Raw genomic sequence first — 21,368 nt, 5'->3', positions numbered from 1 at the left:
TTGCACGTCTAGTACTGATATAATGTGCAATAGATACTAAATATTCTCTCGTTAAGGAAAAATAATGGAAACATTGGACAAGATCAAAGAGCAATTAAGTGAAAACACTATTCTGCTATACATGAAAGGCTCACCAAAACTACCAAGTTGTGGTTTCTCTTCACAGGCATCTCAAGCATTGATGCAATGTGGCCATCCTTTTGCTTATGTAGATATTCTACAAAACCCAGATATTCGTGCTGAGTTACCAAAATACGCTAACTGGCCAACATTCCCTCAGTTATGGGTTGATGGCGAATTAGTCGGCGGTTGTGACATTATTCTAGAAATGTTTCAGCAAGGTGAATTACAGCCATTAATTACAGCTGCTGCAGAAAAAGCAGAAGCCGCAAAATAAGCTTTGTTTTCCAGCATTAAAAAAGCCCGTCTTAAATTAAGACGGGCTTTTTTTACAAATGCTAAAATTAACCTTGCCAACCACCTAATGCTTTATAACGGTTAATCATGTAATAAAATAGTTCAGCCGTCACTTCTGTATCATACAAAGCTGAGTGGGCCTGTTTATTATCATAAGCAACGCCCGCTTTTAAACAAGCTTTAGCCAATACGGTTTGTCCTAACGTTAATCCAGCCATACTCGCCGTATCAAAAGAAGCAAAGGGATGAAACGGCACGCGCTTTAAACTGCATCGTTCTGTCGCTTTGTTAATAAAACCTTGGTCGAAAGCTGCATTATGAGCCACTAAGATGGCACGGTTACAATCATTTTGTTTTTGATACTTCCGCACTTTTTTAAAGATTTCAGTTAATGCTTCACGTTCATCAACCGCGCCACGTAATGGATTAAAGGGGTCAATTCCCGTAAAGCTTAACGCTTTAGGGTCTAATTCAGCACCTTCAAAGGGCATCACGTGAAAATGCATTTTATCAACTGTTTTTAAATAACCTTGTTCATCCATTTCAGGAAAAATGGCGGCTATTTCTAAAATTGCATGGCACTGAGAATCTAAACCTGATGTTTCAATATCGATAATAACGGGATAATACCCACGAAAACGTTCTGCTAATTTATTGTCCATTTGATCTCACTGCTTACTAAAGTCAGAAGATTATGCCAGAAAGTCATAAAAATCGCATAAAATTACTAAAGATATTTCAATTCAAGTCGATATAATGTTTAGTGATTAAAATAAGCCGAGCTATTATGAAAAGAATACTATCTCTTACAACCCTACTCATTTCCGTGCCAGCACTATCTGCAACTCAGCAGTATAATGCTAGCTTGGATAATTCACAGTGGTATTTAAGCAGCTCTTCACCTATTCAATGCACATTAGAGCACCCTATTCCACGTTACGGTCAAGCAAACTTTGAAGCGAAAGCGAGCAAAAAAATCAATTTAGATTTTAGGCTGGATAGTTTTAGGGAAATGCCAACCACTGAATCAGTACAATTAAAGTCAGTACCACCACAATGGCGTCCAGGCTCAGCACCTCAATTAATTGATACCGTTAAATTTTACCAACAGTATGATGGTTATGTTACGAAACAAAGTGCTTGGCGTATGCTTAATGAATTAGAGCGCGGACAGTACCCAACGTTTTATTACCATGATTGGTATAATAATGATCAAGTTGTTAGTGTAGGTTTATCATCAATCAATTTTAATAAAAGCTTTGATGAATTTAATCACTGTATTTCTCAATTATTACCTTATAACTTTGAAGATATTTCTTACAGTATTTTACGTTATAAGAAGAATGGCTCGTTACTCACCACATTTTCTAAGAAACGATTAAAAATGATTGGTGAATATATAAAGCACGATGACAACATTAATGTAATCTTAATCTCTGGTTACTCCGATAGTTATGGTGGTGAATTCACGAATAAGCAATTATCAGAACAAAGAGCTAATTCGGTTAAAGAATACCTCTCAACTTTAGGTTTTAGCGATGAGAAAATTAAAGTGTCGGGTCTAGGTGAGAAACACCATATAGCCGATAACAGAACAATCATTGGCCGTGATCAAAATAGACGAGTTATTATCTCAATAGAAAAAGAAGATATTTAACACCACTTAAAATATTAAAGAAGTAGGTGAAATTAATAGCACCTACTTTTTAACCCATCAATAAACTCTATTAGTTCCCTTAGCTCATCTTTATCGTTCAGAGAATATTATAAAAATCAAAAAAATAGGCTGTATCAAACCAGCCTATTTCATTTAATGATAGTTAATAACTTTGATTTTAATCTTGGTATTTACTGGCATCAATATCTAATAGTTTTGCGATACCATGGGCATAAGCAGGATCCGCTTTAAAACAATGTTTCAAATGTCTTACTTGAATCTCTTCAGGCACACCATCCATATTACGCGCTGTATTATCGAATAAAATAGCTTGCTTCTCCGGCGTCATTAGACGGAACAGATCACCAGGTTGTGAGAAGTAATCTTCGTCTTCACGATGATCCCAATGTGCTGCAGCGCCATCTAAGCTTAATGGAGGCTCAGAGAAGTCTGGTTGTTCAGCCCATTCCCCCTGGATATTAGGTTCATAACCAACAGTGCCACCGTAGTTACCATCAACACGCATTGCGCCATCACGGTGATAGCTGTGCACAGGTGAGCGAGGTGCATTAACAGGAATACTATGGTGATTAACACCTAAGCGGTAACGTTGTGCATCTCCGTATGAGAATAAACGGCCTTGTAACATTTTATCTGGAGAGAAACTAATACCAGGTACCACTGCCGCTGGATTAAATGCAGATTGTTCAACTTCAGCAAAAAAGTTTTCAGGGTTACGGTTAAGCTCTAGTTCACCGACTTCAATCAATGGATAATCACTGTGAGGCCAGATTTTAGTTAAATCAAATGGGTTATAAGGCACTTTAGATGCATCATCTTCAGGCATAATTTGAATTTGCATTGTCCATTTAGGAAAATCTTGTGTTTCAATACTTTCAAATAAATCACGGTGATGACTTTCTCTGTCTTTACCTACAATCGCTTCTGCTTCAGCATCAGATAGGTTTTTAATACCTTGTTGAGATTTAAAGTGGAACTTAACCCAGAAACGCTCATTATCGCTATTGATGAAACTAAACGTATGGCTACCAAAACCATGCATATGACGATAAGTTGCAGGTATACCGCGGTCACTCATGACAATCGTAATTTGATGTAAAGCTTCAGGTAATGAAGTCCAAAAATCCCAGTTGTTGGTTGCACTACGCATATTAGTACGCGGGTCACGTTTTACGGCGTGGTTTAAATCAGGGAATTTGAGAGGATCTCTTAAGAAGAAAACAGGGGTATTATTACCAACAAGATCCCAGTTACCTTCTTCGGTATAGAACTTCATTGCAAAACCGCGGATATCACGTTCGGCATCTGCTGCTCCACGCTCACCAGCAACCGTAGTAAAACGAGTAAATAGCTCTGTTTTTTTACCAATCTCTGAGAATATTTTTGCTTTCGTATATTGAGTAATGTCATGTGTCACAGTGAAAGTACCGTAAGCACCAGAGCCCTTTGCATGCATGCGGCGCTCAGGAATCACTTCTCTGTCAAAATGCGCTAATTTTTCAAGAAACCACACATCTTGTAATAATTGTGGGCCTCTTTTGCCAGCAGTTTGTACATTTTGATTGTGTGCAACGGGTGCACCTGCGGCCGTTGTTAATTTTTTACTCATAACCAGTTCCTTCTATCATTATTATTAGGGGGGGATCTATTTAAAACATATTCAAAGAGCACATATGTTATAACGTAACATAGTTTAAATTTATCTATCTAGAAAGGTAATACAGCACAACTAAGCAATAAATAACAAAAAATTAAGCAAGTACTTTTAAAGTAAAAAAATAACCTTTAGCAAATTAGTGTCGTTAATTTATTGCTTTTATATCTTTCTATTACTTTTCAAAATAGAAAAACCAGAGTAAAAACTTGAACGGAAAAATAAATACTCTGGTTGAAACTGACAAATAGTTAAGCAACTTTATTGGCAACAGGAGCAGGAGTTCGAATTAAGTGATCAAATGCACTTAAACTCGCTTTTGAACCTTCACCCATGGCAATAATAATTTGCTTATAAGGAACAGTGGTAACATCCCCCGCTGCAAATACACCCGTTATTGATGTTTCACCTTTTGCATTAACTTCAATCTCGCCGCGAGGTGATAACTCAACACCACTTCCTTTTAAGAAATCGCTATTTGGTATTAAACCTATTTGTACAAAAATGCCTGCTAATTCAACTTGTTTTGCATCACCCGTTGCACGGTCAATGTAATTCAGCGCAGTTACTCGAGTACCATCTCCAAGTACTTCTGTTGTTTGTGCATTCTTAATGATAGTAATGTTAGCGATACTATTTGCTTTATTTACTAATACTTGGTCGGCACGTAATGTGTCTGCAAACTCTAAAACAGTGACATGTTCGACTAAACCAGCCAAGTCAATCGCCGCTTCAATTCCTGAGTTACCACCACCAATAACAGCGACTTTTTTACCTTTAAATAAAGGTCCATCACAGTGCGGACAGTAAGCGACGCCTTTATTGCGATATTCTTGCTCACCAGGGACATTCATTTCTCTCCAACGAGCACCTGTAGATAAAATAACACTACGGCTTTTTAGCGTAGCACCGCTATCTAATTCAACATGAATATAACCATCTTGTGTTTTTTCAGCACTGATAACCGAACTAGCACGTTGCTCACTCATAATGTCCACATTATATTCTTTTACATGCTCTTCTAATGCTGCAGCTAGTTTTGGACCTTGTGTTTCTTTAACTGAAATAAAGTTTTCAATTGCCATGGTATCCATAACTTGTCCACCAAAACGCTCTGCAACCACACCAGTACGAATGCCTTTACGTGCAGCGTAAATCGCAGCAGATGCCCCCGCAGGACCACCACCCACAACAAGTACTTCATAAGGGTCTTTTTCATTTAATGCCAACGCTTGTTTTTTAGCCGCACCAGTATCAACTTTACTCAAGATCTCTGTTAATGAAATGCGTCCCTGCGTAAATACTTCACCATTTAAATAAACACTCGGTACAGCCATGATATTGCGTTCAGCGACTTCATCTTGGAAGGCTGCACCATCTATCATGGTGGTTTTGATATTAGGATTAATTGCTGCCATCATGTTTAATGCCTGCACCACATCAGGGCAATTCTGACAACTTAATGAAATAAACACTTCAAAATTAAAATCACCTTCAAGGTTTCTGATTTGTTCGATAACATCCGCTTCTATTTTCATAGGGTGACCGCCACTATGTAATAAAGCTAATACTAATGATGTAAACTCATGCCCCATTGGTAAACCAGCGAAACCAATTGCAGTATTATTAACAGGGTTAATAACTTGCATAATAGGCTTACGGGCACTTGCACTTTGATCTTCAACAACCGTCACTTTGTCATGCAATGAAGCAATATCATTTGCCAAGGTTTGCAGTTTATTTGCTGTTTCACTGTCATCAAGACTAACAACAAGTTGTACTTCTGTTTTTAAATTTTCTAAGTACGCTTTTAATTGCGTTTTCATGTTTTGGTCTAACATAGTGTCACCTTTTAATTCTATTTGTAGCGATAAGAAATACGTTTTATAAATAACGTAGCCAGCAATTGGGTTAATTTAAAAATCGACTTTCTAGCGGATCTTTATGTAAATAAAGAGGTAAAAAGCCTTGCCAAAAATCTATTTTTAAATGACTTCAGTCATCGTCTAACGAGACTGAAGTCTATTTACTTCAAATTATTCAACCTATTTATAGGTTAATTTGAATTAGATTTTGCCTACTAAGTCTAGAGAAGGAGCTAGTGTTTCTTCGCCTTCTTTCCATTTAGCTGGACATACTTCACCTGGGTGAGCAGCAACATATTGAGCAGCTTTAACTTTACGCATTAGGTCTTCAGCATCACGACCAACACCTTCAGCAGTGACTTCTAATGCTTGAATAACACCTTCAGGGTCCATTAAGAACGTACCACGGTTTGCAAGGCCTTGACCTTCACGCATCATGCCGAAGTTATTTGTGATAACACCTGATTGGTCACCAACCATGTAGTAGTTAATTTTACCAATTGTGTCAGAGCTATCGTGCCATGCTTTATGAGTAAAGTGAGTATCAGTTGATACAGAGAAAACTTCTACGCCACGTTTTTGTAGCTCTTCGTAATGGTCTGCAACATCACCTAATTCTGTTGGACAAACAAATGTAAAGTCAGCTGGGTAGAAGAAGAAAATAGACCATTTACCTAATACATCTTTCTCTGAAATCTCTACGAATTCGCCTTGTTTAAAAGCTGTTGCATTGAATGGTTTAAGTTTAGAGTTGATCATTTTTTTATTCCTATTAAGTTAATTTAATACATAGTTGTTTACAAAGTTGAATCCGTCTTGCGAATCCATGGAAAGCATTATGTTGCAAATTTCTTGATAGGTAAAATTGTTAATTTCAATTAAATTAATACAAAAAACCTATTGAATTAATTTTCTATAATGAAAGGAGTTATTTATATAGTTAACTTAATAAGTTGTAATAAATGAAAGGTTAATAATATTGAATAAATAAGGGTTATTGTTATAACCCTTAAAGAAAGCAAAGAGGAAGAGTTCCTTTTTAAAGGGCTTCTTGTTGTTCCATGAATTTGGCTAACTTAATGTCATTCTCTTTTTTACGAGATTTCACATCCGATACTAATTGAGTTAATGCAGGCTCTGGATTTATACGTTTTGCATAATTTAATTTATCTTCCCAGCTTTGATCTCCACACACTAGATTCAGAATATAACTATTTCGATCACCAAGCTCATCAAAGATCCCTTCTTTTTCTAGTCGAGTAAAAACATTTGCGACGGACTGTTCAACAAAATGATAATAAGCCTCTACTTTTTTCTCATCTTCTTCTTCATCCCAATCGTCTATGTCATCTTCATCCATATCTTCAAATTCGTCACCATAAATAATGACTTCACTAAAGTCACTTAATAACTCATTAGCTTCGCTTGTCCCCTCTTCATATTCACAATGATGATTGGCATCACATTCAAACCAACGAAGCTTAGGCTTTTCTAGCAAATCAGCTTCAGTTAACGCAATAGGAAAGATATAAGAATAACAACCGCTATGATAAAAGCCCAACATATAAATTTTTTCAGCTTTATATTCAGCAATCATTTTAGGGAATGTTACTTTAGCTTCGTTATAAAGCGTATCTTCGAAAGTGCTTGTATCTATTGACTTGAGAAGCTCATTACTCATAGTGAGTCCTGTAGTTAAGTTATTAATTAAAATAAAGAAATTTCTATCTTAACGTATTTTATAAAGTTTCCAATATAAAACGCCAATAGCTGCACTTAATGCGGCGGAAAAATAACACTTAGGAATACCTAATTCACTGCTTGGACACGCAATAGTTGAAGTAAGATCTCCCACCACACCAACAGAAGCAAGGCCAATCACAGGTACTCAGCCAATTAAAAACATAACCACGGATGTTTTAGGTTTTACCAATAGAGACAATAGAATTAAGAGGGATCGCATCCCTCAAAAAGTAAAAGAACGATAAAAGCTTGATATAATTTCAATTATTTTTGCTAAAATATAATATCCTTTAATTTCAATGAATTAAAAACTTAAAAATCATAGCAGCGGCATTAAAAATAAGGGAGTGTGATTGGACTGAGGTTAAATAATTGATTGAGTGAATTTAAACAACAAGTAGTGAATGAAATATGAAGATTAATAACAAAGTCACAACGAATTAACACAGGTTTGAATTAATTCGTCGCTAGAAAAAGTATTTTTATAATTCCACAGATAAAGGGGGTTTCTGCTTAGTGAGCCACTTTTTCCATGGTAACGGCATCATAGGAACAACAATCAATAAAATACCTAAGCCAGTTAATAGGTCTGGTACTTCGTCAAACCACATAATGCCAAATAAGGTCACAAAAGCGAGTCCAGAGTATTCAGCTAGAGCTATATTGCTCACTGCAGATTTTTTATATGCAATCACAACTAATGCATGATACCCCAATACAAAAACATTAATGGCAACAATCCACATAATGTTAACCAAAGAAACAGCTTTCCATTCAAATACCGCTAATAATAACGCCAATGGTAAGGTCATGACAGTCGTCCAAAACAGTGTCGAAATTAAATGTTGTTCAGCGGGCAAACGACGAATAAAAATATTACATACAGCCATGGTTAAAGCACTACCTAGCGCTACAATCGCAGCCCAATGGAATTGTTCAGGACGCAAAACGATTAACACCCCAATAAAACCAATGCCTGTCGCAATATATTTACTTAAAGGCGGTGCTTCTTTTAATAAAAAGATAGACATGGGTAACATCATTAAAGGCGCAACATAAAACATAGCATTAGCAGTTGCTAGAGTAAGATGTGTAATAGCAATCATGGCACAGGCACTTCCACCAACAATAAACTGCGCCCTCCAAAAAGTGATCATACAACAGCCCTCTTTATATTTTGCCTTTGGCAGTTTTAACCAGAAAGGTAAAATAAAAAGTAAGCTTATCAATTGACGAATAAATACATATTCAAAGGTAGGTACTTCTCCATTTAACACTTTTAAAGAAACATCAGAAAGAGAAGCTAATAAGTTAGCAAACACGAGTAACAGGATGGCTTGAGTAATGGATTTTTGTTGCATATTTTTTCCGAGAAGAAATAGAGCTAAGTAGTTAGTTAAACCCGGTAGTTATTTGGGGCGAGGCATTATACACAATACTTAAATACTGTATAGCAGAGTTATTTTATATAAAGGCTAATTAATAAATTTAGCCTTTATAGTAGGTTAAAAGGTTCAAAGAGTTTAGTTAGGAATATTAATTGAAGTTAAGTACTTAACTTCTTCCATTACTACGTAGGTTTTTGAGCTTTTTATATCAGGTAGGGAAATTAAGGTTTCACTGAGGACTTTACGATAAGCAGACATGTCAGCAACACGGGTCTTTAATAGGTAGTCAAAATCACCGGATACAAGGTGACACTCTAATATTGAATCAAGCTGTTTAGCCGCTTCGTTAAATCGTTCAAAAACATCAGCACTCGAACGTTTTAAAGTTAATTCAATATAAACAAGTAAGGAAGCATCTAAATACTCAGGGTTTAATAAGGCTGTATAAGAGTTGATCACCCCTTGTTTTTCTAGCCTCTTTACCCTTTCTAAGCAAGGTGTCGGACTTAAACCAACTCTTTGCGATAATTCTACATTAGAAATGCGGCCATTTTTTTGTAACTCTCGTAATATATTACGGTCGATTCGATCTAATGATATCAACGGAAAATTCCCCTAGTAGAAGATTTATTAACTAATTAAGTTCAATTCGGCAGTAGTATAATCTATAAATTTTAAAATAAATAAAAAAATAGAGTTAATAAAACTAATTAAAAATATTTATACTATTTTTACTAACAATGTTTAGTGCCCACCTACTATTAGTGACTATAAAAATAATAAACACAAAAGGAAAGAGTTATGCTTATCGGTGTACCTAAAGAGATTAAAAACCATGAATATCGTGTTGGCATGGTGCCAGCAAGTGTACGTGAATTAGTACAAAACGGCCATAATGTTATTGTAGAAACAAATGCAGGTATCGGTATCGGTTTTAGTGATCAAGATTACATCACTGCAGGTGCAAGCATTGAAGAGACTGCAGCAACAATTTTTGCTAAAGCAGAAATGATTGTAAAAGTAAAAGAGCCACAAGCTGTTGAACGTGCCATGTTGCGTGAAGGGCAAATTCTATTTACTTACTTACACTTAGCACCAGACCTTCCACAAACAAAAGACTTAATTGACTCAAAAGCTATCTGTATCGCTTATGAAACAGTGACTGATGTTAAAGGTGGTTTACCGCTATTAGCGCCAATGTCGGAAGTAGCTGGTCGTATGGCAATTCAAGCCGGTGCGCAATGTTTAGAAAAATCTAACCAAGGTAGCGGCATGCTATTAGGTGGTGTACCAGGTGTTGCTCCAGCTAAAGTTGTTGTTATTGGCGGTGGTATGGTAGGTAACAATGCAGCGCAAATGGCAGTGGGTCTAGGCGCGGATGTAACTATTCTTGACCGTAACATTGATGTACTACGCAGCTTAAATATTCAATTTGGTAATACTGCTAAAGTTATTTACTCAACAACTGATGTGTTAGAAGCAGAAGTACTAGCAGCAGATTTAGTCATTGGTGCGGTATTGATTCCAGGTGCAGCAGCCCCTAAATTAGTAACAAAAGAACACATTGCAAAAATGAAAGCAGGTTCAGCGATAGTTGACGTTGCAATCGACCAAGGCGGTTGTTTTGAAACTTCACATGCAACCACTCATCAAGATCCAACATTTATTGTTGATGACGTTGTTCATTACTGTGTTGCCAATATGCCAGGTGCAGTTGCTCGCACATCAACATTTGCATTAAATAATGCAACATTACCTTACATCATCAAACTGGCTAACCAAGGTTACAAAGCGGCATTAGCAAGCGATAAAGGGTTATTAGAAGGTCTTAACGTAATCGACGGTAAAATCACGGTAGAAAGTGTTGCTGTAGCACACGATTTACCATACGTTGCAGCTGAAACTGCACTAGGACTTTAATTAATACTTTTTAATGTCCTTATTAGTTTTATAAAATGACGACTAAAAAGCCCTGTTAGAGAGCGTTACATTTCGCTAAATAACAGGGCTTTTTTATTCATTGCAAATCTACTTTAAAATTATTCTTTTAAAACCATATCGATACACATTACAGCAGCTATTATCAATTTACGGATATCATCATTTTCTGGTACATTCTCTGCAATCTGCAGTACATAGTTGTCAGCACTGGTAAACATTTCTTTACCTAAACCTGCCCACTCTTTCGATACATGCGCGAATTCTTTTCCATTATTTCTAAAATAGAAATCCCAACTTGTCCACTTCCCTTCTAATTGACAGATGGTTTGATTATTTTTATCTTGCACATCAAATTTTCCTCCAATCGAAAAGAACTTTTGTGCAAACCCGCCGATCACTTGGTCATCTTGGTCAGTTACCACCACTTCAGAGATAAACAAAGAAATACCGCGTTTAATCCGTACGATACGTTGACCGTCGGGCGTTCTTATTTGTACATCAAAGGGCGTCATACGTTTGTAGTCAGTAAAACGTAATAACTTGGTAAAGAAGCCTAAATTAGGCTCTCTGCATTCCATAATCAGTTGATTGGTTTCAGGGTCGTAAATATCAAAATTATTCGCCGCTTTAAACAGCCCGACGTGTTCTTTAATAAAAAATGCATTTTTATTAATGACGTTACTCATTGTTCATTCCTTCACTGTTCCATTAAAGCGACTCTGCCTCAATGATTGGATAAATCATTCAATAGATTACATAAAATGATGACCGATAATATAAATTAATCTTTAAAAAGCTATATTAATCATTTATTGTTTCAGTGTAAAAAATAAATAAAATATAAAAAGCAAGCTACCCTTGATATAGAAAATGCTTCATCGTTATCACTAAAATGGCCCAACCAATTCGAGTAAACTATGAATAATGTTATTTTTAAAACAACAAACGATTTACTTAAGCAACTCGCTAATGAATTGCAAAAAATGAGTCAAAGTAACAAAGCTGTTCATATTTCATTATCTGGGGGATCGACTCCGAATTTGTTATTTGAATACATAGCAACATCAGATTATGCAAACAACATCCAATGGCAACAATTACATTTTTGGTGGGGAGATGAACGTTGTGTTGATAAGGAGGATCCTGAAAGCAATTACGGCCAATGTAAGCAAAGACTATTTGACCATATCAGTATCCCAGCTGAGAATATTCACCGAATTCGAGGCGAAAACCCACCAGCAGAAGAAGTGCTTCGTTATGCACAGGAACTAAAAGTTAGAGTTCCTAACTATAATAATATTCCTCAATTTGATTGGATTATTTTAGGGATGGGTGAAGATGGGCATACTGCCTCTATTTTCCCTGAACAATATGCAGGTGAAGATAAAGCATTAACCTTTATTGCAACACAGCCACAAACAGGCCAATTACGTATATCTAAAACCGCTTATTTAATTGAGCAGAGTCAACATATTACTTATTTAGTAATGGGTAAGAATAAAGCTAAGATGATTCAGCTCATTAATACAAAATCACCAGACATCAATAGAAAATATCCTGCAGCATATATCAGATCAAAAACTGGAAACACTGAGTTTTATTTAGATTCACAAGCTGCAAAACTTTTATTACTTTAAAACTCAATTATTTTAGAGTTCACAATTTCATTCATAAAAACTCAAAGTCACGATAACTTCAGTATTTCAAATGAAGACATCATGAACTAAGCTCTCAAATCGATTAGCTCTGCATGACAACAGGCACAAAATCATATTGTGCATAGCGTTTAATACAAGCGTCTAACAAGTCGTCATTATCATAAAATTCAAAGATCATTTCCGCAATTTCATGTAACGCATCTCTATCTTCACTACGAATACAAAACATGTCATGTTCAACGCATAAGGTTAACTTTGCCAATAGCGCTGGGTTTCTTTCACTGAGCATATTTTCAACAACCATTCCCCAATCTTCACCATCACCTAAAAAGTCATGAACTTCAAAAGCCTTCCATTTAAGATCGCCTAAAGTCAGGCTGTGTAATTTTTGAAAGCTTGAAAACAAAAAAGGTTGGTAAGCGTTAGCTTGTTTCATAACAGATCTCTTATTGAATGGATGGATTAACCTTCATCGTACTCCGTCGTATTTTATGAATGATGTTATACATCATGCTTTTACGCTACATTATTCATTAACGCATAGTGAAATGGCTGAGATTTTTGTATTTGTGAAGCAAACAACATAAGCAAAAACCAATCAAGGTGAAAGTTCATTTTAAATAAGTGAACTTAGGCTTACAAAATGTTCAACTAAGCTCCAATAATAGATTATTTATTACCTTGTAGAATCAATTCAGAAATACACCTTATATCTCAAAATTGATAAAGTAACAGAGCAGGATACGTGACCAAGAAGACGCATTCATGAAATATACTTACTAACGCCAAAAACAAGCTGTATATTATTTTAATTCAAAGCTATACAACAACCGCTATCGCAAAGGATAAATAAAAATGACAACCATCAAACGATTTTTAATTGCTTCTCTCATTTCCCCACTAGCAATTATTCCCGCTTTTGTTATCGGAGGTTTAATTGTTGAATTACCCAACGCACCTGCAAATCAAGATTTTTGGTTGATATTAAATGGTTTATTTTCAGCGTCTTTGATTTTATTGATTGTGACCTACCCCGCTACTTTTATATTGGGCGGCCCTTCGGTAGCAGCACTTCAAAAATATGAATTATTAAGTTTATTCAACCTTAATATCATTGGCTGGTTTGCCGCTGCGGTTATGGCATTTCTATTCACCGACTGGTTAACTGCATTTCTGGTAGGTTGTTATTTATCAAGCACTGTCGCGGGTACTTTCTGGTTAATTATAAAAAGCGGAAAGAAAGCTTCCACATAGTGTAGCTATTACTATCTATTATCAAGGCATAGGGCCATACTGAGTTAGGTTAGCCATTTATATACCAATGCATAACCCAAGCGATAGGTTGGCTCAAACTAACTTAGTTTAAAGTTTGTCTGTAAAAGGAAAGTGTCATGAGTAAAGGCCAAGATAGTAAGAAGAATGTTAAAAAGAAACCACTTTTAACAGCAAAAGAGAAAAAAGCAGCAAAGGCCGCTAAAAAACCTACAAGTACTTCTTTAATACATTAGATTATATTTAAAGGTCATTTATCAAAATGGCCTTTGTTCATCGGCTTTAAACTCCATTTAATATCTACTAATCCATCCTCTCCTACAAAAAAATTAATCGTTTTATTGCTTCGACATCATGCTTTCAATATCCCCTCTCTATTTGATCTGCATTTTTGAGATCATACAATAAAAAATGCTGACTAATTGCTTATCTACGGATCGAAACTAAACTAAATAAACTTAACAAAAATAAGTACATCAGGGACGTTATATTAATGAAACAAACAGTTACCTCTGTCTATCAACAAAATAGTGACAAAAAAATAAAAAAGCGATCTTCTCATTTGGTTTGCTTCGTTTTGATAACAATAAAAACGCTGTTTTTAGGTGCGATATTTGCCCTTACTTATTCAATCCCAGCTTCATTTGCTTTAGAAACGTCGAAAGAAGAAACCGTTTATATTCAGCTTAAGTGGTTTCACCAATTTCAATTTGCAGGCTATTATGCGGCATTGGAAAAAGGGTTTTATAAAGAAGAAGGGCTTAATGTCCATATTCGTAACGGAGCCCCTTCTCGCCAACCAGTAAACGAAGTTTTATCAGGTAATGCACAATATGCTGAAGGCAATAGCGAAGTACTACTTCAGCGTTTACAAGGAGAGCCTCTAGTTGCTCTGGCCTCTATTTTTCAACATTCTCCATCGGTTTTAATTACTTTAAAAAGTTCTGGCATTCGTTCTGTACACGATCTTGTAGGTAAAAAGATAATGTTAGCCAATAGCAACCAAGATGCCGATTTTTTAACTATGTTCCTCAATGAAAAAATATCACCAGAGCAATTAAATGTGGTACCAAGTAGCTATCAATTAAACGATCTGATTAATGGAAAAGTGGATGCATTTAATTCTTATTTAACTAACGAACCTTACCAACTTAAACAACAAAATATCCCTTTTAATATCATTGAACCATTGACTTATCGTGTTGATTTTTATAGTGATATTTTATTCACTTCAGAAAAAGAACTCTCTGAAAATCCGCGGCGTGTAGCAGCAATGCTACGGGCAAGCTTAAAAGGCTGGCGCTATGCAATGGACAACCCAGAAGAAATCATTGAGCTTTTAAAAACTAAATATAAGGTAGATAAAAGCCGTGAACATTTACGCTTTGAAGCCGCAGAAATGCGTAAACTAATCCTACCTAACCTCATTAACATAGGACATATGAATCCAGAAAGATGGCAACATATGGCGGATACTTTTATAAAATCAGGTTTGGTAGATGATAAAGCAAAGCTTGATGGATTTATTTATGATGCAAACCCAAGTAAGTTACCGCATTGGGTAATAGTCATACTATTTACTGCCTTAATATTGATTATATTTTTTAGCTCTATTTCTTTTTATTTACATCGTTTTAACCGACATTTAGAGGCCACTAAAAAGACCTTACAGCAAAGCGAAGAACGCTTTAAAGCCTTTACTGAATCAAGTTCAGGTGGCATTGCAATCCACACAAATGGAGAAATATTGGAATGTAATACCGGCTTATCAGACATAACTGGTTTTAGTTATCAAGAGCTTATAAGCATGAATGGACTTAAGCTGATTGATACTAAGGATGTAAATACGGCACTCAATAATATCCGTACAGGTTATACTGAAAAATATGAAGTAACAGGAGTACGTAAAGATAAGACAAAATATCCATTATCCATTAAAGGCAAAAACATTGTTTATAAAGGCCATAATGCCCGCGTCATTGAATTTATAGATATCACAAAAACCAAGAAAACCGAAGAGCAACTAAAGTTAGCCGCGAGTGTTTTTACGCATGCTCGAGAAGGAATTATGATCACCGATTTAAGTGGCTCAATTCTAGAGGTGAACGATACCTTTAGTTATATTACAGGTTACAGTCGAGAAGAAGTTTTAAATAAAAACCCAAGACTACTTAAATCGGATAAACATGATGAAGCTTTTTATGCAGAAATTTGGAAATCATTATTAGAAAAAAAAGAGTGGTCTGGTGAACTTTGGAATAAACGCAAAAATGGCGAGGTATTTCCTGAATTAATGACGATTAGCGCAGTATCTGATACCCAAGGAAAAACACAAAGTTATGTTGCTTTATTTTCTGATATTACAGAAATGAAACAACACCAGCAACAACTCGAACATTTAGCACACTACGATCTACTAACCAACCTTCCTAATCGAATGTTATTAGCTGAGCGTCTCTCTATAGCGATGAAAGAAACTGAAGGAAATAATAACCAATTTATAGCGGTTGCTTATCTTGATATCGATGGTTTTAAATCTATTAACGATACCTTCGGCCATGATGCGGGAGATCAACTATTGATTAATTTATCCAAATTAATGGTCAAAGTATTACGCGAAAATGATACATTAGCCCGTATTGGCGGTGATGAATTTGTGGTTGTTTTAAGTGGCTTAGAAAACCTGCGAGATTGTGAATTAGTCTTAAATCGTTTACTTAAAACTGCAGCTAATCCTGTTAAAATAGGCTCTCAGCAGGTCAAAGTTTCAACCAGTATTGGCGTCACTTTTTACCCTCAAGATGGTGTAGAAGCAGATCAACTTATGCGCCATGCCGATCAAGCAATGTATATTGCAAAACAAATGGGCAAAAATCGTTATCATTTTTTCGACGTCCACGAGGACAAATCAATGCAGAGTAAGCACGAAATTATTGAACAAATAAAACGAGGAATAGAACAAGATGAATTCGTTTTATACTATCAACCCAAAGTAAATATGCGTACAGGTGCAATAATTGGTGCTGAAGCATTAATTCGTTGGCAACATCCTGAACGTGGCTTACTCCTTCCCGGTGAATTTCTATCAATTATTGAGAATCAACAAATCAGCTTGAGACTTGGTGAGTGGGTAATAGATACCGCCTTAGATCAAATGGTAAAATGGCAATCTGAAGGTTTTGATATTCCCGTCAGTGTGAACGTGGATGCTTTTCAATTACAGCAAATTGATTTTGTTGAAAATTTGGCAAAGGCAATTAAAAAACGCCCAACTCCAAGCGCTTCTTCATTACAGCTTGAAATATTAGAAACTAGCGCATTAGGTGAAATGGCCGATGTGTTAAAAACAATGCAAGCTTGCCTTGATCTTGGTGTTAGCTTTTCATTGGATGATTTTGGTACAGGCTTCTCTTCTCTCACTTATCTCAAAAAACTCCCGGCAGAATTACTAAAGATTGATCAAAGCTTTGTAAGAGATATGCTCATTGATCCAGATGATAGATCGATTGTGATGGGGGTAATAGGTTTAGCTTTAGCCTTCAACCGCCAAGTGATTGCAGAAGGTGTTGAGAGTATTGATCATGGAACACAGCTACTTTCAATGGGATGTGAGCTTGCACAGGGTTATGGAATAGCAAGACCTATGCCTGCAGAAAATATGGCTGCATGGATTGCAGACTGGACACCCGACATTGCTTGGACTCATTAAGGGCAATTTATATGGCAGGGTTGCAAGTATAACAACGTTTTAATACAGCCATTGCATCATTTAATGATTGTGTCATTTCAACGCACCCACCTTTATCAGGGTGGTGCACTGATAATAGCTCTCTATAACGTTTTTTAATCATAACCAAATCACAAGGCTCATTGAGCTCAAATAATGCTAATGCCGATGCTTTTTCTTCATCATCATCTAAATTCATCCAAAAACTAGCCAGCAAATTATCAACATCTTCACTTGATGTGTCTTGCAGGTTTTTGATATCTAAATAATATTCACGTAACGGGTCACTTTTAACAAGGTCAAAAGGTATATGCCCGACTAAGCTGTTCACATTATTGTCAGTAGTATGAGGTAACCATTGAATGTTTAAAGCGCCAATTAACAATTGCCCTGCTTGATCGGCGTGGAGTTGATCATTTAATTTATAAAGTGCGTGGAATAAAAGAAAATGTTGTTGAAATAAGACTAAGTTATCAAAACGCGTCACTCTTTCATTTTCTGGTAGTTGTTCTTGTAATAACTTTAGTAAATCATATTCTTTAATGCCTGCTGGCTGGCTTTTAATCAGATTTAACAATGCACTGTTTTGATAATCTATCACTAACGAAAACTCCTCTATTTCTGCGAATTTAACAACAATAGCAGATATCAAGGAAAGGTATAAATTTATGCTCACATAAATAAGACGCAGTAAAGTTGAGTTTATCGAAGTAACTTGTAGGCAATAATAAAAATGAACGGCTTAACATTAATGTAAGCTGTTCATTTATTAAGGTTTTGAATGAAAGTAATTAGTTGGTCGCCGCTGATAATTTATTAGCAGTCCAAACATATAATAGCTCTAATGCAATGGTTGCTGCAGCGAGTGCGGTTATTTCACTTTGGTCATAAGCAGGTGAAACCTCAACGACATCCATCCCAACTAAATTAATACCTTGTAATGCACGAATAATTTTTAATGCTTTATCTGAACTGATGCCACCACATACAGGTGTACCGGTACCTGGCGCATAAGCAGGATCGAGACAATCGATATCAAAAGTTAAATAAACAGGTTTATCACCTACGATTTGCTTTATCTGTGACACGATTTGATCAGCGGATAAATCATTTGCTTGCATGGCATTAATCACATTAAAACCATGGCCTTGCTGTTTATATTCTGTACGTATACCGATTTGCACAGATGAAGCAGGATCAATCAATCCTTCCTTCGGCGCATGATAAAACATAGTCCCATGATCATAACGACTGCCGTTATTGTAAGTATCCGTATGCGCGTCAAAATGAATTAATGCCATTTCACCATAATGCTTTTTGTAAGCACGTAATAACGGCAAGGTAATAAAATGATCCCCACCTAACCCCAATAACATTTTTCCACTTTCTAAAATATGATCTGCAGCCGCTTCAAGACGTAATGTTAGATCTTCGGCATCTCCACAATCAAAGACCAAGTCACCAGCATCAATCACTTGTGTATGGTCGAATAATTTAAAATCCCAAGGGAATTTTTTACTTTCCCAAGACAAATTAACCGAAGCACGGCGAATGGCATCTGGCCCCATTCGCGCACCAGAACGACCTGAAGTCGCCATATCAAATGGCACGCCAAACACAACTACATCAGCTTTCTCTGCGAGTGGATTTTTCACTAAAGGACGACGCATAAACGTCATCGCATTAGAATATAAAGAGTAATCTTCTTTATTGAATAAATCGTTAAACTGCGCTGTCATTTAAAATCCCTCAAGGTAAGTGTAACCCGCTAACCCTTGCTCTAATTCATCTAAAATACTTTGTTGCTCTTCTTTCGAAACACGAGAAGACGCTAAGGCGCGATAATTATCACGAATAGCTTCAACATCAATATGTACATATTTCATCATATCTTCAACGCTATCGCCTTCGTTGATTGATTCAATCTCCCATCCACCCTTTTCATCCATATTCACAACAACACTGTGCGTATCGCCAAATAGGTTATGCATATCACCTAAAATTTCTTGATATGCACCGACTAAAAAGAAGCCCATAAGATAAGGTTTATCTGCAGTCCAAGGTGGCACAGGTAAAGTAGTTTCAATACCTTGCCCTTCAACGTACTGATCAATCACACCATCAGAATCACAAGTAATATCTAATAATACCGCGCGTCGCTCACCGGCTTTCTGTAAATCAGAAAGGGGTAAAATCGGGAAAACTTGGTCAATTCCCCATGCATCTGGTAATGATTGAAATAACGAAAAGTTAACAAAAAACTTGTCCGCTAAACGCTCATTTAAATCATCTAAAATCGGACGATGAAAACGATTTTTAGTGCTCATTTGTAAGCTCAATTCGTAATAGATACGCAATGCGACTTGTTCTGCCCAAGCACGTTGATGCAAGCTTAATACGCCCGTTGCAAATTGGTTATGTACTTCAACGATATCACTTTGTGTATCATTGTAGATTTCAATTAATGCACGGTCATCACTCCCCGCAGACAATAACTGCCAATTGTTCCACATATTTTGCAACAACAAAGGCGCTTCTTGCTCTGGCGCATCAAACTGCTCCGGTTGATAAGTTTCAGCACCAATAACATTAGTAATTAACACCGCATGATGAGCCGTTAATGAACGACCAGATTCAGAAATAATCACAGGTTTTGGTTGCTCATATAAACCACAAATATCACTAATGGTGATCACAATATTACGTGCATATTCAGCTAAACTATAGTTCATTGAGTTATGTGATTGGCTACGCGTTCCATCGTAATCAACCGCTAAACCACCACCAATATCTAAATACTCAAGTGGTACGCCAACATTGCGTAATTCACAATAAAAACGTGCCGCCTCACTGACGCCATTACGAACATCACGAATGTTAGCCATTTGTGATCCTAAGTGAAAATGTACTAACTGTAATGAGTCTAATTGATTCTCTGTTTTTAAACGCTCAACCACGGTTAATACCTGTGATGCAGCTAAACCAAACTTAGATTTTTCACCACCACTTGATTGCCATTTACCCGCACCTTGAGATGCTAAACGAATACGCACACCAATACGTGGTTTTACACCTAATGAACGCGCTTCTTCTAACACTAAGTCAAGTTCAGATAATTTTTCTAGAACAATAAAAACACTGTGTCCTAGTTTTTCACCAATTAAGGCTAAGCGCACATATTCTCTGTCTTTGTAACCATTACACACAATCACTGAACTTGCTTTTTGAGCAAGCGCTAACACAGCTAATAATTCAGGCTTACTACCCGCTTCAAGCCCTAGTTGTTTATGCTCTAACTCTGCTTGGCTTGCTAGAATTTCATCAACCACTTCTTTTTGTTGATTCACTTTAATTGGGTAAACCAATAAATAGCGATTTTCGTAATCCACTTCTTGAATTGCTTGATTAAATGCATCACAAATATTGTGCACACGTTGGTGCAGTATTTGAGGAAAACGCACTAATGCAGGCATAGTTAAATTACGTTTTTCAAGTTCGCCAGCAATATCACTTAACGCGACTTGATAAGCATTGTCACTACGTGGTGAAACATAAACGTCACCGTGATCGTTGATTCCGTAAAAACCTTGGCTCCAATAACGAACATTGTATTCCGCTCGGATGCGTTCCATATCAATTGAATGTTGCAAATTCGTATCTCACAAAAAAATAAAGTAATGAATGTCAGCTTGTTTAAATTTAAACCTGACAAAGTATTGATGAGGCGGATTATGGCGAATAAATCACCACGGTCTATCAAATTATTTTTGTCGTATTGACAAAATAAAATGCACATACAAGACATTGACCTAGAAGGCTTGAAAATAGGGAGTTAAAGAAAATTAAAATACAGGAGTTAAGTGATAAATTAATAAAATTTAGTATTAAAAAACCGCTCAAAGGAGTAATGCCGATCAGTTAAGAAAAATTAGTTGATTTTTAACGTAAGAAGATCAAAATCCTATGACTCAAAAGGTCATGGGATTTTTTTATGGAACTTTCAGAAGCACTCGCTCGCACATCAA

Annotated in this window: 19 protein-coding genes; 6 read left to right on the top strand and 13 right to left on the bottom strand. The window is 36.3% G+C overall.

Annotated features, from left to right (window positions below; translation table 11 throughout):
- The first annotated feature begins 64 nt into the window (after positions 1–64).
- A complete protein-coding gene (gene grxD, locus E2R67_RS11915; RefSeq protein WP_134291182.1) occupies positions 65–397 on the top strand; it encodes a Grx4 family monothiol glutaredoxin in 333 nt (110 codons plus the stop codon).
- Positions 398–464: 67 nt separating this feature from the next.
- Here the strand turns inward: grxD and rnt are convergent, their stop codons facing one another.
- Entirely contained in the window at positions 465–1,079 is a 615-nt protein-coding gene (gene rnt, locus E2R67_RS11910; RefSeq protein ID WP_134291181.1) for a ribonuclease T, read from the bottom strand.
- 125 nt (positions 1,080–1,204) lie between these two features.
- Between rnt and E2R67_RS11905 the strand changes: the two genes are divergently transcribed.
- Positions 1,205–2,074 (top strand): flagellar protein MotY, encoded by an 870-nt coding sequence (locus E2R67_RS11905; RefSeq protein WP_134291180.1) that lies wholly within the window; start codon positions 1,205–1,207, stop codon positions 2,072–2,074.
- A 178-nt stretch (positions 2,075–2,252) separates the two neighbouring features.
- On the opposite strand, the gene katE2 is transcribed toward E2R67_RS11905, so the two are convergent.
- The 7 genes from katE2 to lrp form a co-directional block, all read right to left on the bottom strand.
- Positions 2,253–3,704 carry a catalase KatE2 gene (katE2, locus tag E2R67_RS11900; protein WP_134291179.1) on the bottom strand — a complete coding sequence of 484 codons (1,452 nt, stop codon included), beginning with the start codon at positions 3,702–3,704 and terminating at the stop codon, positions 2,253–2,255.
- Positions 3,705–4,000: 296 nt separating this feature from the next.
- On the bottom strand, positions 4,001–5,590 hold the full coding sequence (gene ahpF, locus E2R67_RS11895) for an alkyl hydroperoxide reductase subunit F (RefSeq protein WP_134291178.1): 1,590 nt from the start codon (positions 5,588–5,590) through the stop codon (positions 4,001–4,003).
- Between the two features lie 225 nt (positions 5,591–5,815).
- On the bottom strand, positions 5,816–6,373 hold the full coding sequence (gene ahpC, locus E2R67_RS11890; RefSeq protein ID WP_134291177.1) for an alkyl hydroperoxide reductase subunit C: 558 nt from the start codon (positions 6,371–6,373) through the stop codon (positions 5,816–5,818).
- 280 nt (positions 6,374–6,653) lie between these two features.
- Positions 6,654–7,295, bottom strand: coding sequence for a DUF4303 domain-containing protein (locus E2R67_RS11885; RefSeq protein WP_134291176.1), 642 nt, complete (start codon positions 7,293–7,295; stop codon positions 6,654–6,656).
- 48 nt (positions 7,296–7,343) lie between these two features.
- Positions 7,344–7,496: a hypothetical protein gene (locus E2R67_RS16655; RefSeq protein WP_166739379.1), complete on the bottom strand. Its 153-nt coding sequence runs from the start codon at positions 7,494–7,496 to the stop codon at positions 7,344–7,346.
- A 343-nt stretch (positions 7,497–7,839) separates the two neighbouring features.
- Positions 7,840–8,718 (bottom strand): DMT family transporter, encoded by an 879-nt coding sequence (locus E2R67_RS11880; protein WP_134291175.1) that lies wholly within the window; start codon positions 8,716–8,718, stop codon positions 7,840–7,842.
- Between the two features lie 162 nt (positions 8,719–8,880).
- Entirely contained in the window at positions 8,881–9,345 is a 465-nt protein-coding gene (gene lrp, locus E2R67_RS11875) for a leucine-responsive transcriptional regulator Lrp (protein ID WP_208379523.1), read from the bottom strand.
- 201 nt (positions 9,346–9,546) lie between these two features.
- Here lrp and ald point away from each other — a divergent pair, with 201 nt between their 5' ends.
- A complete protein-coding gene (gene ald, locus E2R67_RS11870) occupies positions 9,547–10,665 on the top strand; it encodes an alanine dehydrogenase (protein WP_134291173.1) in 1,119 nt (372 codons plus the stop codon).
- Between the two features lie 119 nt (positions 10,666–10,784).
- Here the strand turns inward: ald and E2R67_RS11865 are convergent, their stop codons facing one another.
- Positions 10,785–11,372 (bottom strand): LURP-one-related family protein, encoded by a 588-nt coding sequence (locus E2R67_RS11865; protein WP_134291172.1) that lies wholly within the window; start codon positions 11,370–11,372, stop codon positions 10,785–10,787.
- A 231-nt stretch (positions 11,373–11,603) separates the two neighbouring features.
- Here E2R67_RS11865 and pgl point away from each other — a divergent pair, with 231 nt between their 5' ends.
- Complete coding sequence (gene pgl, locus E2R67_RS11860) at positions 11,604–12,323, top strand: 6-phosphogluconolactonase (RefSeq protein WP_134291171.1); 720 nt, start codon at positions 11,604–11,606, stop codon at positions 12,321–12,323.
- Positions 12,324–12,426: 103 nt separating this feature from the next.
- Here pgl and E2R67_RS11855 read toward each other — a convergent pair whose 3' ends face one another.
- Positions 12,427–12,780 carry an Imm51 family immunity protein gene (locus E2R67_RS11855; RefSeq protein WP_134291170.1) on the bottom strand — a complete coding sequence of 118 codons (354 nt, stop codon included), beginning with the start codon at positions 12,778–12,780 and terminating at the stop codon, positions 12,427–12,429.
- A gap of 419 nt (positions 12,781–13,199) precedes the next feature.
- Here E2R67_RS11855 and E2R67_RS11850 point away from each other — a divergent pair, with 419 nt between their 5' ends.
- Both E2R67_RS11850 and E2R67_RS11845 read left to right on the top strand, forming a co-directional pair.
- Entirely contained in the window at positions 13,200–13,598 is a 399-nt protein-coding gene (locus E2R67_RS11850) for a hypothetical protein (RefSeq protein ID WP_134291169.1), read from the top strand.
- Between the two features lie 511 nt (positions 13,599–14,109).
- Positions 14,110–17,325 (top strand): EAL domain-containing protein, encoded by a 3,216-nt coding sequence (locus E2R67_RS11845; RefSeq protein WP_134291168.1) that lies wholly within the window; start codon positions 14,110–14,112, stop codon positions 17,323–17,325.
- A 7-nt stretch (positions 17,326–17,332) separates the two neighbouring features.
- Here E2R67_RS11845 and E2R67_RS11840 read toward each other — a convergent pair whose 3' ends face one another.
- The 3 genes from E2R67_RS11840 to speA form a co-directional block, all read right to left on the bottom strand.
- On the bottom strand, positions 17,333–17,944 hold the full coding sequence (locus E2R67_RS11840; RefSeq protein ID WP_208379519.1) for a DNA-J related domain-containing protein: 612 nt from the start codon (positions 17,942–17,944) through the stop codon (positions 17,333–17,335).
- Positions 17,945–18,134: 190 nt separating this feature from the next.
- Positions 18,135–19,082: an agmatinase gene (speB, locus tag E2R67_RS11835; protein ID WP_134291167.1), complete on the bottom strand. Its 948-nt coding sequence runs from the start codon at positions 19,080–19,082 to the stop codon at positions 18,135–18,137.
- Positions 19,083–20,975, bottom strand: coding sequence for a biosynthetic arginine decarboxylase (gene speA, locus E2R67_RS11830; protein WP_166739380.1), 1,893 nt, complete (start codon positions 20,973–20,975; stop codon positions 19,083–19,085).
- Positions 20,976–21,368 lie beyond the last annotated feature (393 nt).

The organism is Psychromonas algicola, from assembly GCF_004378355.1.
Classification (GTDB): Bacteria; Pseudomonadota; Gammaproteobacteria; order Enterobacterales; family Psychromonadaceae; genus Psychromonas.
This window is presented reverse-complemented; position numbering and strand designations above follow the sequence as displayed.

Excerpts from the sequence above, each read along its gene's own strand:
- grxD (WP_134291182.1), top strand. The coding sequence starts at position 65 with ATGGAAACATTGGACAAGATCAAAGAGCAATTAAGTGAAAACACTATT.
- rnt (WP_134291181.1), bottom strand. The coding sequence starts at position 1,079 with ATGGACAATAAATTAGCAGAACGTTTTCGTGGGTATTATCCCGTTATT.
- E2R67_RS11905 (WP_134291180.1), top strand. The coding sequence starts at position 1,205 with ATGAAAAGAATACTATCTCTTACAACCCTACTCATTTCCGTGCCAGCA.
- katE2 (WP_134291179.1), bottom strand. The coding sequence starts at position 3,704 with ATGAGTAAAAAATTAACAACGGCCGCAGGTGCACCCGTTGCACACAAT.
- ahpF (WP_134291178.1), bottom strand. The coding sequence starts at position 5,590 with ATGTTAGACCAAAACATGAAAACGCAATTAAAAGCGTACTTAGAAAAT.
- ahpC (WP_134291177.1), bottom strand. The coding sequence starts at position 6,373 with ATGATCAACTCTAAACTTAAACCATTCAATGCAACAGCTTTTAAACAA.
- E2R67_RS11885 (WP_134291176.1), bottom strand. The coding sequence starts at position 7,295 with ATGAGTAATGAGCTTCTCAAGTCAATAGATACAAGCACTTTCGAAGAT.
- E2R67_RS11880 (WP_134291175.1), bottom strand. The coding sequence starts at position 8,718 with ATGCAACAAAAATCCATTACTCAAGCCATCCTGTTACTCGTGTTTGCT.
- ald (WP_134291173.1), top strand. The coding sequence starts at position 9,547 with ATGCTTATCGGTGTACCTAAAGAGATTAAAAACCATGAATATCGTGTT.
- E2R67_RS11865 (WP_134291172.1), bottom strand. The coding sequence starts at position 11,372 with ATGAGTAACGTCATTAATAAAAATGCATTTTTTATTAAAGAACACGTC.
- pgl (WP_134291171.1), top strand. The coding sequence starts at position 11,604 with ATGAATAATGTTATTTTTAAAACAACAAACGATTTACTTAAGCAACTC.
- E2R67_RS11855 (WP_134291170.1), bottom strand. The coding sequence starts at position 12,780 with ATGAAACAAGCTAACGCTTACCAACCTTTTTTGTTTTCAAGCTTTCAA.
- E2R67_RS11850 (WP_134291169.1), top strand. The coding sequence starts at position 13,200 with ATGACAACCATCAAACGATTTTTAATTGCTTCTCTCATTTCCCCACTA.
- E2R67_RS11845 (WP_134291168.1), top strand. The coding sequence starts at position 14,110 with ATGAAACAAACAGTTACCTCTGTCTATCAACAAAATAGTGACAAAAAA.
- speB (WP_134291167.1), bottom strand. The coding sequence starts at position 19,082 with ATGACAGCGCAGTTTAACGATTTATTCAATAAAGAAGATTACTCTTTA.
- speA (WP_166739380.1), bottom strand. The coding sequence starts at position 20,975 with ATGGAACGCATCCGAGCGGAATACAATGTTCGTTATTGGAGCCAAGGT.